A 17,319-nucleotide genomic window follows, 5' to 3' on the forward strand; every position below is an offset into this window, starting at 1 on the left:
CACATTTTTTGTTTTGGCGCATTTTTTGCCTTGGCTTTGTGTCTTCTTCATCTCCATCCAAGGAACACTATCATGCGCCCCAAAAAACGCGCCCTTCAGGCAATCCTACTGGCATCAGTCATGTTGTGCTCGGCGGCTGTTTCCGCTGCACCAGTGCTTCTGGGGGCTCTGGAAAAGGATTATGGCATGGGCGCGGGTAAGGTGGCTGCCGCCAGCATGGGCGCGGGAAGCTGCGATGGCCGTGGCGGCAATTCCATCACCATACGCAATTCTTCCGGGTGTCAGCGCTTCTACGACGCGTTCGATTTTTCCGGTTTCTCCTTTGGCGAGATCGATCATCTGGCGCTGACGATCAGCTACAGCAATACCAATGCTTCTTTTTTCTTCGTGCCGACGGAGTTCTGGAATGTACGCCCGGCCGCATCCCCTGTTCTGGCCAGTGACTCGCTGTATTCAATGACTCGGGTGGGTGGCGGGGGTACCAGCAGCACCTTCGTGTTCGACGGCACGCTGGACATCTTCGACGAGATCGTTGCCAGCCAGAGCCTCTTCCTATGGTTCGCTCATACGGGGGCGGGTTCGCAGAACTTCAATCTCTTTTCCGCCCATTTGGAAGTGTGGGGGACGGCCCCCCTTCAGGAGCAGCCTTCCGCCGTCCCGGAACCGAAAGTCATCGGGCTGCTGTTGATGGGGTTGTTGGCAATGGCAGCGGGGCTGCGCCGGAGTGCCCGTAGGGCCGGCCATGGTGTCATCGGCCGGCAGCCCTTTCTGGGGCAGGGTAGGGCGCTTCGCGGTTGAAAGATGAAGCCTGCCGGCGGCATGGAACTCGCCGGCAGGCTCTAAAGGGGTGAATGTCGGCGTCCGGCCAGCCACAATTCCAGCACCATCAGCACCCACACCAGCTCTCCGTAATAGGCGGCGTGCTTGTCCCGGTGCAGGCGGATCAGCTCATCGATGAACTCGGGCCGGATGATGTCCCGCCCCTTGAGGCGGGTCAATGCATCCAGGGCCAGATCCCGCAGGGGCGGATGGTCCCGCAGCCAGATGCCGAAAGGCAGGCCGAAACCATGCTTCTTCTTGTGAATGATGGCCTCCGGCAGAAAATCCCGGCAGGCCTGCTTGTAGAACCACCGCAACTGGTTGCCCTTGAGCTTCTGCGCCGACGGAATCCGGTTGGAGAGCATCATCAGGTCTTCGGCCAGCATCGGATAGGCCACCTCCACCCCGGCCAGCCGGCAGGCGGTATTCACCTTCACCAGATCATTGTCGTGCAGGGTGAAATGCCAGTCCAGATACAGCATGCGGTTGAGCAGGGAAGCGCCTTCCGGCGCCGCAAACAGGCCCCGCTTCAGATCCCTGGGGGCGTGCAGGTCCACCGTGTCGATGAACCCCGCCGCGAAGACCTCCCGAGGATCGTGACGCTCCAGAAAGGCATAGGTGTCCATCCGGTCCGGCAGCGGAATGCGTGCTTGGCTGACATAGCTGTGGGCCTTGCGCAGCAGCGGCAGAGGCGCCAGCGGGGCCGTGCCCGCGATCAGCGTCTGTCTGGCCCAGCTGGGTAGGCGGTTGAAATGCTCGAACACCCCCTGCTTGGCATAGCGTTCGTTGCCGGCAAACAGCTCATCCCCGCCGTCACCGGCCAGCAGCAGGTCCACCCCTTCCTCGCGAGCCTTGCGGGCGCACAGGAACGCCGGCAGGACGGAAGAATTGCCGAATGGCTCATCGCAGGCGGCCGCCACGTGAGGCAGCCAAGTGGTGATGTCGTCCGGCGTGACGTAATACTCATGCCCGACGGCCCCGAAATGGCCACGGGCAAGCCGGGCATATTCCATCTCGTCGTAACCGGGCACATCAAAACCGATGGAATAGGCATGGGCCTCGTCGCTCACCCTGGCCAGCATCCCGGTGACGGTGGAGCTGTCCAGGCCGCCGCTCAAAAATGCGGCAGTGCGCGGCGCCTCCGGCGCTGCGGCGGCATCACGCACCGCCTGCTCGATGATCGCCAGCATCTCACGTCCCGACCCGGCCACATCCACGGGAGTTTCCTCAAAGCGGGGCAGCCAGTAGGGGTGCACCCGATGCGTCCCGCGCTCCCACTCCAGCACGTGCCCGCCGGGCAGCTTGCGGATGCCCTGGTAGATGCTGCGGGGGCTGGGGATGAAATGACAGTACACATAGTCGTGGATCGCCTGGGCATCCAGATCGCCGCCCAGCCCCGCCTCCACCAGTGGGGCCAGGGCGGTGCAGAAGCTCAGCCCGGTGCCGTCCTGGGCGTAATAGAGCTGCCGGATGCCGATCTTGTCCACTGCCAGCAGGCCGCGCCCGTGTTCCGGTTCCAGGATCGCCAGCGCGAACGCTCCCTTGAGCGAGGTCAGGGCCGCCGTGCCCTGCCGGCGGTAATCCCGGGCCAGCGCTTGCAGGACGGCATCCACGCTGGTAGCGTCGCCATGATGCACCCGGCCTGTCAGGGCCAGGATCAGCCCATCGGTTTGCAGCACTCCCCCTCCGGTACCGGCACAAAAGGCCGGACCCTGACTGGCAAGGGCGCCGCCCTCCAGTCCCCGGGGCAGTGCGGAACGGATCACGGCGTCGATGTCGGCAGTCGTGGTCAGCGCCCCTGCAATGCCCTGGGCTGGATGCACGTCGTGCAGGTTGGGGGAGTCGGTCATGGCGGGTGCATAATGGGGCATGAGCAATCATGGTAATCCGAACCACCGGGATGGACCAGCATGAGAATCGCGATCTTTGGGATGGGGTACGTGGGGGCGGTCTCGGCCGCGTGTCTGGCAAGGGATGGCCATGAGGTCGTCGGGGTCGACATCGACCCGCACAAGCTGGATCTGTTGCGCCGGGGGCATTCTCCCATCGTGGAGGAAGGCATCCAGGAACTGACCGCCCAGGTGGTACAGGCGGGCCGCCTGACGGTCACCGATGATGTGAGCGAAGCCATCCGCCGCTCCGAGGTGTCCTTCATCTGCGTCGGCACCCCCTCCAGCCGCAACGGCAGCCAGGATCTTGCCGCCGTGCGCAACGTGGCCCGGCAGATCGGCGAGGCCCTGGCCTTGACGGACCACTATCACACCGTGGTGCTGCGCTCCACCGTCAAGCCCGGCACCACCCTGGAACTGGTGGGGCCGACGCTGGAATCCGCATCCGGCAAGCGGGTGGGGGAGGGCTTCGGCCTGGCCTTCCAGCCGGAGTTCCTGCGGGAAGGCTCCTCCATCAAGGACTACGACCATCCTCCCTTCACCGTGGTGGGCACCGACTCCGAGCGGACCCTGGACCAGGTGAAGCCCATCTTCGAACACCTGCCCTGCGAGTTCGTGGGCACCGGGATCGGCACGGCGGAAATGGTCAAGTACGCCTGCAATGCCTTCCACGCCCTCAAGATCGTCTTCGCCAACGAGGTGGGCCGCCTGTCCCAGTCCCTGGGGCTGGACTCCCGCGAGGTGATGGAACTGGTCACCCGGGATCGTCAGCTCAACATCTCCCCGGCTTACCTGCGCCCCGGCTTCGCCTTCGGCGGTTCGTGCCTGCCCAAGGATTTGCGGGCTGTCCTCTACATGGCCAAGGAGCAGGACACCGAACTGCCCATGCTCGGCAGCCTCATTCCCAGCAACCAGCAGCAGATCGACCATGCGGTGGATTTTGTCCTCGACAGCGGCAAGCGGCGGATCGGCCTGATCGGTCTGAGCTTCAAGAGCGGCACCGACGACATGCGGGAAAGCCCCCTGGTGGAACTGGCGGAGCGTCTGATCGGCAAGGGCATGGATCTGAAGATCCACGACCCCAACGTGCAGCTGTCCCGGGTCATCGGCGCCAACCGGCGCTACATCGAGGAGACACTGCCCCATATCGCCTCCCTGCTGCTGGAAGACTGCCGTGCCCTCATCGAGCACTCGGAAGTGATTGTCCTGGGGCTGAGTGATGCCCCGCTGGTGGCAGAGCTGCTGGCCCACGCCGGTCCGGAGCAGCAGGTGCTGGATCTGGTGGGGCTCAAGGACCGCGGCGCCCTCAAGGCCGCCTATCAGGGGATCTGCTGGTGAGCAAGCGCCCGTCCCTGGTCTTTGTGTCACCCCGGTTTCTGTTTCCCACCGACGAAGGCGGCAAGATCCGCACCACCCAGATCCTCCGGGGCATGAAGGGCGGGCGGTTTCACATCACCCTCATGTCGCCGGCCACGCCCGAGCAGACGGCCCGACATCGGGAAGAGATAGAAGCGGTCTGCGACCGCTTCATCGCCTGGCCGGCCCGCACCGGTGGGCCGTTGCACAAGATCACCCGGCTGCGCCATTTGCTGTCTTTCAAGCCCTTCTCGGTAGCCGCCGGCGTGAATCCCGTCGCCCGGCGTCGGGTCCGTGAACAGCTTCAGCAGGGCGCCCAGATTGCCGTATTCGATTTCATCCACGCCGCCACCCTGGCCCCCATCCACAGCCTGTGCCCCACCGTGATGTTCACCCACAACGTGGAGGCGGAGATTTTTCGCCGTCATGCCGAGGTGGCCGGCCATCCCTTGAAACGCTACGTCTGGCGGGGCCAGCATCGCAAGATGGCTCGTTTCGAAGCCCGGGAACTGCCCCGTTTCGATACCGTGGTGGCAGTCTCGGAACGGGATGCCGAGGCATTCCGGGCCATGCCCCGGAACCGTCGGGTGGCGGCCATCCCCACCGGTGTGGATCTGGACTTCTTTGCCTATCTGCCGCCCGGTGACGGGGACCACCTGATCTTCACCGGCGCCATGGACTGGCAGGCCAACATCGACGGCATCCGCTTTTTCATGGACGAGGTCTGGCCCTTGCTGGTGCAGCGTCGTCCCGGCGTGCGCATGACCGTGGTGGGGCGCAGGCCCCACCCGGAACTGGTAGAACAGGCGGCCCGGCGCAACCTGCCCTGGACCTTCACCGGCTTTGTGGATGACATCCGTCCCCATGTGTACGGCGGTGCGGCCTATGTGATCCCCCTGCGGGTGGGGGGCGGCACCCGCATCAAGGCCTACGAGGCCATGGCCATGGGCCTGCCGGTGGTTTCCACCGGGCTGGGGGTGGAAGGCCTGCCGCTCACCGACGGCGAGCAGTTTTTGCAGGCGGATACCCCGGAGGCCATGGCCCAGGCCCTGGACCGGCTCCTGTCGGATTCGGCCCTGCGGTTGCGGCTGTCACAGGCCGCCCGCCGCCACGTGGAAGATCACTGCTCCTCCCTGGCGGTGGCCAGGTGTTTTGAGGATATCTGCCTCAGGACCATGAACGGGCAAGGGTAGGGGGTGTTTCATGCATGAAGGGTTCGTTCGCTCGGTGGTGTTCCCCCTCCATGAACGCCTTCGGGGACGCAGCACTGCCGCCTGTTATGCCTCGCTGAGGGGCAGTGAGCGCCTGTCTCCGGACGCCCTCAAGGCCCTGCAGGACCGCAAGCTGCAAAGGCTCATGACCCATTGCTGGCATCATGTTCCCTTTTACCGTCGGCGCTTCGAGGCGCTGGGGGTGTCCCATCCGGAAGAACTGGGCCGGGAGGTTCTGACCCGGCTGCCCCTGCTGGAGAGGGCCGATGTGCGCGAATACCTGGACGATCTGACGGCCGATGACCACCGGGATCGGCTGATTCGTCATGCCACCAGTGGCTCCACTGGTCAGCCCCTGGTGTTCTACACCGATCCCCTCAAGGAGTCCTGGCATAATGCCGCCAAGTTACGGGGTCGGGCCTGGTTCGAAATCGAACCCGGGTGCCGTCAGGTGGATTTTTGGGGCTCACCGGTGGAACTGAGCAAGCAGGACGCCTTGCGTCGCTTCAAGGACCGCTGGTTTCTCAATCAGGTGGTGATCTCCGGTCTGGATCTGCGTGACGAGGCCCTGGCCCATGGGGCTGACCTGTTGCGGCGATTCCGCCCTCGATTGATCTACGGCTACCCCACCGTGCTCTACCATGTGGCCCTTTACATGGAGCGCCACCCGCAGGCCTTCGGCGGCTGGCGGCCCGAACTGGTGACCTGCACCTCCGAAGTCCTCTACCCGAACCAGCGGGACAAGATGCTGGAGATCTTCCAGTGCCCGGTGGGCAACGAATACGGCTCCCGTGACGGCGGACACCTGGCCCACGAATGCCCCGCCGGACACCTGCACATCGCCGCCGAGCATGTGCTGTTGGAAACGGATGAACCCGACGCCCAGGGCGTGGGCGACTTGGTGGTGACCAATCTGGACGGCTACGGCATGCCCCTTCTGCGCTATCGGCTTGGCGACCAAGTGGCATTGGAGCGGGAGCCCTGCTCCTGTGGGCTCACACTGCCCACTCTGAGACATATCATGGGGCGCATGACGGACTTCATCGTGGGTCGGGACGGCAACCTGATTCATCGCACTGCCTTGGTCGGCATCCTGAGGGATGTGCCGGATCTCAAACAGTTCCGTATCATCCAACGTCGGGATCTGTCCATCGAGATCCTGCTGGTGCGCGATGCCCCGTTCCCCCAGACCCTGCTGGATGACGTGCGCCGCAAGATGCAGGGCATGATGGGCACGGATCTTCCCATCACGTTCTCGTTCCCCGACCACATCCCGGCGGAGAAGTCCGGCAAGTATGCCACCCTGGTTTCGGAGGCCTATGCCGCGAGGCAGTGAGTGACGGTGAGACGCAGTCAGATCATGCCTGGCCCTGTTTATACAGGGGCCGTAACGGTTCATTGGAGACGGTTTTGACATCTGATTCCCGCCCCAACCTGGTGGTTTACACTCGCGTGTATCCCAACGCCTTGCAGCCCAACTTCGGGTTGTTTGTGCGAGAGCGCATGCGGCGGGTGGCAAAGGAACTGAACGTAACGGTGGTGGCGCCCGCGCCCTGGTTCCCGTTCCAGAAACTCCTGGGTCGGTTTCGTCCCCATGCCCGGCCGCCCATCCCCTACCGGGAAGAACAGGACGGGATCACGGTCTATCATCCCAGGTTCTTCTGCATTCCGGCGGTGTTCAAATGGACCGATGGCTGGTTTCAGGCCTTGGGTTCCTACAGACTCATGCGGAGGCTGCGGCGGGAAGGGGCATGCGACATCATCGACTCGCACTTCATCTATCCCGATGGCGTGGCTGCGCGCCTGCTGGCCGGATGGCTGGGTTGCCCCTATACCATTACCCTGCGGGGCAGTCTCAACCGATTCCATCCCAGTCGTCCGCACCGGCACCAGATCTCCCGTGCCTTGACCGATGCCACGCGAGTGTTTTCGGTGGCGGATTCCCTGCGGCAAGAGGCAATTACCTGGGGGCAGCATCCCGACCATGTGCAGGTAATGGCCAATGGCGTGGATCTGGAAAAGTTCAGGCCGGAAGACCGCGCAGAATCAAGACGACGTTTCGGTCTGCCCCAGGAGGGACGTATCCTGATTTCCGTCGGTGGGTTGATGGAACGCAAGGGTTTCCATCATGTGATTGCCGTTTTACCGGCGCTGATGAAGGCTTGGCCGGACCTGCACTTCGTGATCGCGGGCGGCCCCAACCCGGAGGGCAACAACGAACAGAGCCTGCGTGACCAAGTCCGGCGCCTGTCCCTGGAAGACCGGGTGCATCTGCTGGGGCCGGTGTCTCCGGATCAGCTGAGGTACGTCTATTCCGCGGGGGACGTGTTCGTGCTGGCCACCCGTTTTGAAGGTTGGGCCAACGTATTGCTGGAGGCCTCGGCCTGTGGTCTGCCGATTGTGACCACGGATGTGGGCGGCAATGCAGAAGTGGTCAATTCAGACGCAGTGGGCATCATCGTGCCCTATGGAGACAACGACGCCCTCCTGACCGGTTTGCACGAGGGCCTGTCCAGAGCCTGGGATCGGTCCGCGATACTTGAGCATGCACGGCGCAATGCCTGGCAGACCCGTATTCCGCTGCTGGTCGACGCCTTTCTGGAGATTCATGTAGCCCGGGGAGGGGTTGATCCGCTGGCCATCGAGGAGGGGAGTGACTGATGCCGGATATGTCTCTGCTGACCCGTCCTGTCCTGAACCGACTGTCCCCCGCCGGACCCCGCAGCCGTTTGTCCATCCTGATCTTTCACCGTGTGCTGCCCGAGGCTGATCCGTTATTGCCGGGTGACCCGGATGCCCGGCGGTTTCAATGGGTGGTGGCGCTACTGGCCCGTCATTTCACGGTCCTGCCCCTGGACGAGGCCGTGGATCGCCTGCGTCAGGGCTCGCTGCCTGCCCGCGCCGCCTGCATCACTTTTGACGATGGCTATGCGGATAACGCCCAGATAGCCCTGCCCATCCTGCAGGCTGCCGGTTTGCCTGCCACGTTTTTTGTTGCCACGGGTTTTCTTGGCGGTGGGCGGATGTTCAATGACACCGTGATCGAGACTTTCCGTAGGCTGGATGACGGCCTTCATGATTTCACCGGACTGGGGCTGGGCCAGTACCCCATTCACGATCCGCAAAGCCGCATCCAGGGTTACACGGATGTCATCCGGCGCATCAAGCATCTGCCTCAGTCGGAGCGGGATGCCATTGCGGGTAAGCTATCCGAACATGCCGTGGGGGCATTGCCCGATGACCTGATGATGTCCGAGGAGCAGGTGCGGGCACTGCGGGCGGCCGGGATGCTGGTGGGTGGGCATACCGTCACCCACCCCATCCTGTGCCGTCTGGACGATGCCGAGGCGCAGAGGGAGATCCACCAAGGGCGTGCCGAGTTGGAGGACATCTTGGGAGAGCCTGTTGGTCTGTTTGCCTACCCTAACGGCCGGCCCGGTGAAGACTACGAGGCACGGCATGTGGAAATGGTCAGGCGTGCCGGTTTCCGGGCCGCCGTGAGTACCGCGCATGGTGTATCCGGGAGGGGCTCGGACCTATACCAGCTGGCTCGCTTCACCCCCTGGGACGAGACACCGCTGCGCTATCTGGTGCGGTTGGGGCGCAATCTTCTCTCGCCGCCGCCGGTGCAATGCAAGGCGTAAGCACAGGCGTCCCACCATATATCCGACCGGGGCATGTAGCATTCAGAATGGATATGACCCCTGCGGTATACTGCGTTTTCACCGACTACCTGATACTTCATTCTTGAGAAAAATACATGTCGAGTTCCACCATTGATCAGATTAAAAACCTGCTGGACAGCCTGCTGGGGCTGAACGGGCGCGCCGCCTCATTTGATGAATCCACCGCCTTGCTGGGGAATGTGCCTGAACTCGACTCCATGGCCGTGGTGACCATCATCACCTCTCTGGAAGAACAATTCGGCATCATGGTGGATGATGACGAAATCAGCGCGGAAACCTTTGAGACGCTGGGTTCTCTTACCGAGTTCGTGGATCGTAAACTGGCCGAGGCCTGAGCCCTCTGAGCATGCAAGCCACCCAACTGGATGTGGACTTTTTCGCCGGCACGCTTGGGCGATTGTTCCGCGTGACTCACACCCCCGCCCAGGGTGTCGCGCGGGGGAAGGTGCTTTACTGTCAGGCTCTTTTTGAAGAGCAGAACAAATCGCGCCGCATGGTGGCACTGCAGGCCCGCCAACTGGCATCCCGGGGATGGGTTGTGGTGCAACCGGATCTCCATGGCTGCGGGGATAGCGAAGGCGATTTCGAGCAGGCCCGTTGGTCCGCATGGGTCGATGACCTGAAGTGTTGCGTGGATGATCTGGAGATGCGTTACCCCGGACCTCTGGTGCTGTGGGGGCTGAGAGCCGGATGCCTTCTGCTGTCTGACCTGACCCATATCCACGGACTCAATCCCGCGCTCAACATCCTTTGGCAGCCGGTCAGCAATGGTGATCAATACCTGAATCAGTTGCTGCGTTTGCGGGTGGCCGCGGCGATGATGGGGCAGGGCAGGGAATCCACCAAGGATCTGCGGGCGCAACTGGATTCGGGTCATTCCCTGGAAGTGGCGGGTTACACCCTGCACCCCGAGTGGGCGCGTGCCCTTGCCCAAACGGACCTGCGACCTCCTCAGGGTGAAGCCATCAGCTGGTTCGACGTGTCGGCCAATGACCTGCAGCCCCTTCCTCCCGTTAGTGACCGTCTGATCCAGGCATGGCGGCAATCCCAGGTAAACGTGGATGTCCTGCGAGTGAACGGTGAGGCTTTCTGGAGTACCCAGGAGATTTACGAGCTGCCGGAATTGCTGGAACGAACCACCGAACGAGTGGCGGAGATCACGGGACCATGACCGCCGAGGCCTTTATCTTTCACGTGGGTGATACCCCCTTGGTGGGCGTCATGCACCCGGGCAAGCCTGAGGCCCGGCAGGGTGTGCTCATCGTGGTCGGCGGCCCTCAATACCGGGTGGGCAGCCACCGTCAGTTCCTGCTCTTGGCGCGTCACCTTGCCGAGGCCGGCATACCGGTGATGCGATTCGACTATCGGGGAATGGGGGATTCCGGCGGTGCCCAGCGCAGCTACGAGGACATATCCCAGGACCTTCTTGCTGCGACAGATACCTTCATAAATCGTAACCCCGGCCTGGAAAGCGTGGTCATCTGGGGGCTGTGCGATGCGGCCTCCGCCGCCCTGCTCAATGCCTGGCGAGACCCGCGCATTACCGGGCTGGTTCTCCTCAACCCCTGGGTACGTACAGAGGCGGGACTGGCCCGAGCCTATCTCAAACAGTACTACCTCAGGCGCCTGATGAGCCGGGAGTTCTGGTCCGGACTGATGGGCGGGCGTATCAACCCTCTGACATCCGCGCGTTCCCTGGTGGGCATGACCCGCCGCGCCCTGCGCCGGCAACAATCCGGAGGCACTCCTGTGGGCATACCCAATGCCCAGCGGGAAATTGACCCGGGAAAGCCGCTGCCTGAACGCATGGCGGAAGGTTGGCGGCGCTTCTCCGGCCCCATTTTGCTCATCCTGAGCGGTGATGATCTGACGGCGGAGGAATTCCGGGGCTGCGCCCGGCAATCGGCCGTCTGGCGGGAACTACTTGACGAGAGACGGGTAACCGTGAGGGAATTGTGTGACGCAAATCACACTTTTTCCCGATTGGAATGGCGGGATCAAGTAGAAAAATGGACCCTGGAGTGGCTTGGGCAGTGATTCATAGTGTGCCATTTCCTTGGCCTTCACTTTTGATTCGTGATTTTTATGATCAGTCGGCTTTGGATGGAAAAGAGTCCTCCAGTTGTGAGCGTAGGTACCATTTTGGATCGGGGCTAGTACGGAATCCATCTGATGTGGTGCGATCACCATGATTCGTGTCGTAGGAAACCTGATGTCCACGCTGAAGCACATGGGCAGGGGAAATGGGGTGCTGTACCTGATGTCCCGGGCGTTATGGCTGTCTAGTCGTGGCTGGATACGGATTGTCAAATACTATTTTATTGCTCAGCCTATCGCTAATGGATCCACTCACTGTCACGGAAAAAAAAGTGCAATCGAGATCAGGGAGCTCCGATCTGGTGATCCATTACTGAGTCAAGTGCGGCATCTTGGCGAGATTGTCACACAGCGATTTCGACAAGGTGCGACGTGTCTCGCGGCCATCAGGGAAGACGAATTGGTTGGTTTTTTATGGTGGGTGCCCGGGCCATATGAAGAAGATGAAGTGCGTTGTCTTTTCATTCCTTGCCCGGTGGGTTTGGCGGTTTGGGACTTCGATGTGTATGTCCATCCTGAATATAGGTTGGGCACAACGTTCAGCCGCTTATGGCATGAAGCCAGTAAACGACTTTACGAGAACGGGTTTCGTTTTACCTGCAGTCGCATCTCGGCTTTTAACCCCAGTTCCCTGGCGGCACATCGAAGGCTTGGCGCTAAAATTGTAGGTTCCAGGACATTTGTATGCCTGGGGCCCCTGCAACTGAGTTGGTCAGGCCAAGGCCCTTGGCTCCATTGCTCAATATCCTCTCGCAGCCGGCCGACAGTCAGAGTATCACCTTGAGATCTTTTGATAAATTTAAATTATCGAACCATTTGGCGCAGCTTTCGTATAGTACGCTGGACGAGGCTAGTGAACAGCCGAACGAGGGCAACTAAGGAAGGTAATGGGTCTGTTCTGTCCCAGTAGGCAAACCGCGGGCGCCAAGTGTCATGTGTCGGTTTGACATTTCGATTCAGGTGAAGTCTCAGATAACTGAGTGGGCTACGCTCGGTGTCAAACCATATGGTTCCGGACGTCTGGGAGCAGGCTGGAACGGGCGCCTTTTTTTGTGAGAGAAACTCTATCAGTGGCAGGTTGACACCATTGGCAACGCATACATCCAACCAATAGTCTGTTCTTCCCAGCGTGGGTTCGATGATCCAGAAACGGCCTTCATGGTCGATCTTTGCTTCAAGGGAAACGGGTCCGGATAAGTGCAACGGTGCAAAAAATCGCTCAGCCAATTTATGCATTCTAGGGTCCGGGACAGACTCCGCAACGGTGGTTTGTCCCATGGCAGGTGGATGTGAGGCGAGTTTTCTTCCATCAAAGCTGGCTAAAATCCGTCCGTTATCCAGATACAGCGCTGTAAAGAAAATATGATCATCGCCACCAGGAACCCACTGTTGTACGAGAAAAGGTAGCGCTGTTGGGTAATCATCTACTAGGGACTGGAGTTGATCCTTGGAATTGATCCTGCGCACTTTGAAGCCCGAAAGCGGCTGTGTGGGTTTGGCAATGAGGGGGGTGTCAAAGGCATCAGCAGGGATTTGGTCCAGTTGCTCCCGCCGCTGCAGCATCCAGTTCTTCGGATAGGGAAGGTTATGGGTGGAGCAATGTGCTTCCAGCGCCCCTTTGTCAAGAAGCCGGAGCACATTTTCCCGACAATCCGACCAGCTCAGATGATAAAGTCCACGCAGCAATGGCCAATGTGCTCCGACAATCCGGACCATGTTGTCGTTTGTAAGGAAAAGTACGGGCGTTTCCTGGCTGGGCAGTTTTTTGCGAAGTTGGACCAAGGCCTCCAATAAGCCGGGGCCATTGATGTCCGGGACGAGATGAACAGGGGCCAGACGAGTGTGGGCGCCTGGCAATCGTGGATCGGCTTCCAGCGCAGTCACGGACACTTTGGCACTGGCAAGTGCCCTGACAACCGCAAGCCCATGGGCGCAAAGGCCTACGACAACGGCAGAAGGCGCACCGGTGGGGCTAGGAGCGCTCACGCTGAGCGTCTTTCATTGATCATTGCTCTCATCCGCCGATGATACGCCTTTGTGGCTGGTAGGGTAAAGTTTGAAGTGCGCGATCTGTGACGGGAGGCAAGCGCATGATGTGAATTTTCCCTTGAGCCCTGGGAACTTCTTGGTAGTCTGGTAGCCTACCGACGAGTAATCTGTGGTAGAGAGAGGTTGGCCTGTACGGGTAGAATCAGCCCAGTGCATCAGGTAACTACGCGCTTTCTGCCGGAGTGACTGGTAAGTCGCAAAAATTGGCAATCCAGGCTCCTGGCTCTCATTCCCGTTTTGTATACCATCACCATGTCCCATGTTCTCTAAAGCCCGGATAACGCCCTTATCATGTTGCAAAGCATTGTCAAACTGAACGCATTGCTTGAGCCTCGAGACCGATTCAAGGTTTTGGCGCTGGCGCTTCTGATGATTATTACTGCCTTTATGCAGATGGCGGGTGTCGCCTCGGTCATGCCCTTTCTAACGGTACTTTCAGATCCAAGTGTTGTAGAGCGTAACGCTTGGCTGAACTTTGTATACATGGCAATCGGTTTTGAATCGGTGGATGGGTTTCTCTACTTTCTGGGCATCATGGCTTTTGTCATCTTCATGTCCGGCACAGCGCTACAGGCATTGACTAATTGGGCTATTACCCGATTTTCTCATATGCAGCAGTATGAGCTTTCACGCCGCCTTATGGCGGACTATCTACGCAGGCCATACACTTTTTTTCTTACCCGGAATTCGGCTGATTTGGCCAAAACGGTGCTACAGGAAGCGAATCGGGCCATCAGTGGCGTGCTGATGCCCGCGATGCGGCTACTCAGTCACGTGCTCCTGGCTGCCGCAATTATTCTGCTCCTTATCGTGGTCGAGCCTTGGCTGTCTCTTGGTGTGGCTGTCGGGTTGGGAAGTATCTACGGCGCCATATACCTGGCGGCCCGCACTTGGCTGCACCGTATTGGCAGGGACCAAGTCGAGGCCAATCGTGAGCGTTTTACCGCGGCAGCTGAAGCCTTTGATGGCGCTAAGGAGATACGCCTGCTGGGGCGGGAGGGCGACTATCTGGAGCGTTTTCGGGATCCATCAAAGCGATTTGCCAAAAACCAGGCGAATGTGAGTCTTCTCGAAACGATTCCCCAGTACGCGATCGAAGCCATCGCTTTTGGTGGTGTACTGCTGCTGGCTTTGTATCTGATGTCAGGCCCGGGTGGGGTCGCTCAGGCGTTGCCGTTGATCGGTCTTTATGGGCTTGCCGGAAAACAGCTCATACCAGCCTTCCAAAAAATCTTCAGCACTAGCGCCGCGTTGCGATTCAACATGCCTGCTGTGGACAACATTCTTGATGACTTGGGTGATCGAGCGGGTTCGCGTCCCCTGATGTTGCGAAACCATAGCGTAAAACCATTGGCGCTTCAGCGGGATATCACGATCAATAATCTGACATATCACTATCCGGGCAGCGACAAGCCGGCGCTACATAACCTGAATCTGAGCATTCCAGCGCGTACAACGGTCGGATTTGTCGGGGCTTCGGGGGCAGGAAAAAGTACGCTCATCGATTTGTTGCTGGGCTTGCTGGATCCTGATGAAGGAGATATCCGGATTGACGATGAACGTCTGACGTCCACAAATATTCGTGCCTGGCAGGCAAGCCTGGGGTATGTGCCCCAGCAAATCTTTCTTGCTGATCAGAGTGTTGCGGAGAATATTGCTCTTGGTATACCCGCGGGAAGGATTGACCATGATGCGGTACGCAAGGCTGCGCGCTTGGCCAATCTGCATGACTTTGTTGTAAAAGATCTGCCATACGGCTATGACACAGTCATTGGCGAGCGAGGCGTTCGACTATCCGGTGGACAACGTCAAAGGATCGGTATTGCCCGGGCCTTGTATCGTGACCCTGCTGTACTTCTGTTCGATGAGGCCACCAGTGCGCTCGACAATGCAACAGAGCGAGCTGTTATGGACGCGATTCATAATTTATCAAAAGAAAAAACTATAATTCTAGTTGCCCATCGGCTGAGTACTGTTGAGCCTTGCCAGTGTATCTATGTGCTGTCTCAGGGGCGAGTGGCTGAACAGGGAGCTTGGCAGGAATTGCTTAATGCTGGTTCACATTTGCAGAAACTGGCATCTGGAGCCGAGCAATGAAACGGCGGGTCTTGGTTGAGTTTGGGTATCTCCATGATGCTGGTATTTGAGTTTTTCACCGATGATATCAAAGGCATGCCGCAAGGTTGCCAGGAAGGATTAAGATGGGAACACCTCTAGTTAGTGTGGTGATGTCAGTCTATAACGCCGGCCCTTATCTGGGCGAAGCCGTTGAAAGTATATTGCGCCAGACCTTTCGAGACTTTGAATTCATCATCATTAATGATGGGTCAACGGATGGTAGTTTAGAGCTCCTTGACTACTATGCAGGTCTTGATAAGAGGATTCGGCTTGTTCATCAGCATAATCAAGGAATACCTGCTGCACTAAATAGGGGAATTGATCTTGCGAAAGGGGGGTACATTGCGCGCATGGATGCGGATGATATATCTCTACCAGAGAGATTGGAGAAACAGTATGCGTTTTTGGAAAGCCATCCACAGGTGGCGGTGCTTGGTAGTCAAATTGATAGTATAGATCATGCAGGGTTACAGATAGACAGGAAATGGGCACTGCCATCATCAGCCGGGTTGGTTGCATGGCGAATGTTGTTTCGCACGAGTGTTGCGCATCCCACAGTGATGATGCGATCAGATGTGGTCAGGAAATTTAATGGGTATAGTTTAGCATGTCGAGTGTCGCAAGATCATGAGTTGTGGACGCGAATGATTTCTTCCTGTCGTATTCAAAACCACCAAGATGTCCTTTTAAAACGCAGAGTCTGGGGAGGAAATGCGACATTTACAAAAGCGATCTCTGCAGATGGTCCGCTCCTGCCAAGTCTTCAGGAGTTGCACGGTCGCTATGTTGATCAACTTGCCGATTTAAGGGATTTGCAGTTTTGCCGTAACTTTGTGTATTACGGTATGAGTAAGTCCATGGAGTACGCAAAGTATTCTGTTGCAGATCTTCAGCGAGTATTTAGCTATATTCAAGAATTAAGAAAAGGGTTTGTCAGGAAACACCCATATGCCTATGAGGATGAGGCTAAGATTCTCAAGGATGAGCATAAAAAGCTCATGGATATCGCGTATGGAGTCGATAGTTTTAGTCGTGTGAAAGGCCTCGCGCTCAAGCTCAAGACGCCTTTTTTTGTTTCTCAGGTTAAATCACGTCTTCACGATCGATATTTTTTTCGTCATGGTTGATGGTTGGAAGAGTTTTCTTGATGTTTTTGGGTTGCGGTTTATTTGATTCATCTGCAGGGCATCGATGGCGAATTAAATCAATTGGTGCGTGTGTGACCGCGGCTGCCTAGCCAAAGATGCCATAAGTCGGGGGCGTATGATTAAGTCATTGGCAAAAAAAATAATTAAGCATGAGCGTTGGTGCTTTTTATCCTGGTGCAGAAGTCGTTTTGGGCTTTTTTCGTCGATATTCGCTTATATCCATTTTTTGTTGGGTGGGAAAGCGGTTCGTGTAACGGATCATGTTACTGGGGTTGGCGTATTTTTACGACCCTGTACTGCAGATCAAAAAGTATATGATGAAATCTTTAAGGCTCAAGAATATCGGCTTGATGTGGGGGAGCCTGTGGTGATTGTAGATGCGGGAGCTCATATCGGTCTTTCTTCGGTTTATTTTGCCCAACGTTACCCACGAGCGATGATTATTGCTGTGGAGCCTGAAAGCTCAAATTTCGAGTTACTAAAAAAAAATGTAAGTGTATATGCCAACATTAAGCCAGTTCATGCGGGTCTATGGAGTAGAACGACTTGCCTAGCAATTCAGGATGAGGGGGTTGATACATGGAGTTTTCGTGTCGTAGAGGCCGACTCTGAGCATGGCATTATGGCAACCAGTGTGCCTGATTTAATGAGTGATTTTAATATCGATCGTATTGATGTATTAAAGATTGACATTGAAGGCGCCGAGCTTGAAGTCCTTGGTGATAGTGGTTCGTGGATTGATTCGGTTGATACGATAATTATTGAATTGCATGACCGCTTCAGGCCTGGCTGCAGAGCGGCCCTTGACGATGCCCTTTCCGACTTCGAATACAGTGAGTCATTTTCTGGGGAGAGTATAGTCATTAGTAATATGAAGCGACTCTCTGTTGATAAAAATATTGCCTCTTGATTTTTAGGTATTTTCTGGTGCTGTTTTTATGAATTT

The 17,319-nt window shown here is 58.1% G+C and carries 14 protein-coding genes; 12 read left to right on the forward strand and 2 right to left on the reverse strand.

The features are described 5' to 3' along the window. Nucleotides 1–72: 72 nt before the first annotated feature. Nucleotides 73–798: a hypothetical protein gene (locus tag LQ956_RS08690; protein WP_238629819.1), complete on the forward strand. Its 726-nt coding sequence runs from the start codon at nucleotides 73–75 to the stop codon at nucleotides 796–798. 41 nt (nucleotides 799–839) lie between these two features. Here LQ956_RS08690 and LQ956_RS08695 read toward each other — a convergent pair whose 3' ends face one another. Next, nucleotides 840–2,690, reverse strand: coding sequence for an asparagine synthetase B family protein (locus LQ956_RS08695; protein WP_238629820.1), 1,851 nt, complete (start codon nucleotides 2,688–2,690; stop codon nucleotides 840–842). A 39-nt stretch (nucleotides 2,691–2,729) separates the two neighbouring features. Between LQ956_RS08695 and LQ956_RS08700 the strand changes: the two genes are divergently transcribed. The 8 genes from LQ956_RS08700 to LQ956_RS08735 all read left to right on the forward strand — a co-directional run bounded on the left by LQ956_RS08700 (nucleotide 2,730) and on the right by LQ956_RS08735 (nucleotide 10,998). After that, entirely contained in the window at nucleotides 2,730–4,046 is a 1,317-nt protein-coding gene (locus tag LQ956_RS08700) for a nucleotide sugar dehydrogenase (protein ID WP_238629821.1), read from the forward strand. Beyond that, on the forward strand, nucleotides 4,043–5,257 hold the full coding sequence (locus LQ956_RS08705; RefSeq protein WP_238629822.1) for a glycosyltransferase: 1,215 nt from the start codon (nucleotides 4,043–4,045) through the stop codon (nucleotides 5,255–5,257). Before LQ956_RS08700 ends, LQ956_RS08705 begins: the two co-directional genes overlap by 4 nt. A 10-nt stretch (nucleotides 5,258–5,267) precedes the next feature. Then, nucleotides 5,268–6,611 (forward strand): phenylacetate--CoA ligase family protein, encoded by a 1,344-nt coding sequence (locus LQ956_RS08710; protein ID WP_238629823.1) that lies wholly within the window; start codon nucleotides 5,268–5,270, stop codon nucleotides 6,609–6,611. A gap of 74 nt (nucleotides 6,612–6,685) precedes the next feature. Continuing rightward, nucleotides 6,686–7,936: a glycosyltransferase gene (locus LQ956_RS08715; protein ID WP_238629824.1), complete on the forward strand. Its 1,251-nt coding sequence runs from the start codon at nucleotides 6,686–6,688 to the stop codon at nucleotides 7,934–7,936. Then, nucleotides 7,936–8,919: a polysaccharide deacetylase family protein gene (locus LQ956_RS08720; protein WP_238629825.1), complete on the forward strand. Its 984-nt coding sequence runs from the start codon at nucleotides 7,936–7,938 to the stop codon at nucleotides 8,917–8,919. Before LQ956_RS08715 ends, LQ956_RS08720 begins: the two co-directional genes overlap by 1 nt. 116 nt (nucleotides 8,920–9,035) lie before the next feature. After that, nucleotides 9,036–9,296 (forward strand): acyl carrier protein, encoded by a 261-nt coding sequence (locus tag LQ956_RS08725; RefSeq protein ID WP_200173412.1) that lies wholly within the window; start codon nucleotides 9,036–9,038, stop codon nucleotides 9,294–9,296. 26 nt (nucleotides 9,297–9,322) lie between these two features. Then, nucleotides 9,323–10,132: a hydrolase 2, exosortase A system-associated gene (locus LQ956_RS08730; RefSeq protein WP_430733412.1), complete on the forward strand. Its 810-nt coding sequence runs from the start codon at nucleotides 9,323–9,325 to the stop codon at nucleotides 10,130–10,132. Next, nucleotides 10,129–10,998, forward strand: a complete 870-nt coding sequence (locus LQ956_RS08735) for a hydrolase 1, exosortase A system-associated (RefSeq protein WP_238629827.1) — start codon at nucleotides 10,129–10,131, stop codon at nucleotides 10,996–10,998. Before LQ956_RS08730 ends, LQ956_RS08735 begins: the two co-directional genes overlap by 4 nt. An 864-nt stretch (nucleotides 10,999–11,862) precedes the next feature. On the opposite strand, the gene LQ956_RS08740 is transcribed toward LQ956_RS08735, so the two are convergent. Then, complete coding sequence (locus LQ956_RS08740) at nucleotides 11,863–13,044, reverse strand: carboxylate--amine ligase (protein ID WP_238629828.1); 1,182 nt, start codon at nucleotides 13,042–13,044, stop codon at nucleotides 11,863–11,865. Between the two features lie 354 nt (nucleotides 13,045–13,398). On the opposite strand from LQ956_RS08740, the gene LQ956_RS08745 reads away from it, so the two are divergent. The 3 genes from LQ956_RS08745 (at nucleotide 13,399) to LQ956_RS08755 (ending at nucleotide 17,283) form a co-directional block, all read left to right on the forward strand. Then, nucleotides 13,399–15,204: an ABC transporter ATP-binding protein gene (locus LQ956_RS08745; protein ID WP_238629829.1), complete on the forward strand. Its 1,806-nt coding sequence runs from the start codon at nucleotides 13,399–13,401 to the stop codon at nucleotides 15,202–15,204. A 104-nt stretch (nucleotides 15,205–15,308) separates the two neighbouring features. Continuing rightward, nucleotides 15,309–16,352, forward strand: a complete 1,044-nt coding sequence (locus LQ956_RS08750; RefSeq protein WP_238629830.1) for a glycosyltransferase family 2 protein — start codon at nucleotides 15,309–15,311, stop codon at nucleotides 16,350–16,352. 136 nt (nucleotides 16,353–16,488) lie between these two features. Next, the gene (locus LQ956_RS08755; RefSeq protein ID WP_238629831.1) at nucleotides 16,489–17,283 is read left to right on the forward strand and encodes an FkbM family methyltransferase; all 795 of its coding nucleotides are present in this window, start codon (nucleotides 16,489–16,491) and stop codon (nucleotides 17,281–17,283) included. Nucleotides 17,284–17,319: the final 36 nt, after the last annotated feature.

It is taken from the genome of Ectothiorhodospira lacustris, from assembly GCF_022227845.1.
In the GTDB taxonomy this organism is placed as follows: Bacteria; Pseudomonadota; Gammaproteobacteria; order Ectothiorhodospirales; family Ectothiorhodospiraceae; genus Ectothiorhodospira; species Ectothiorhodospira lacustris.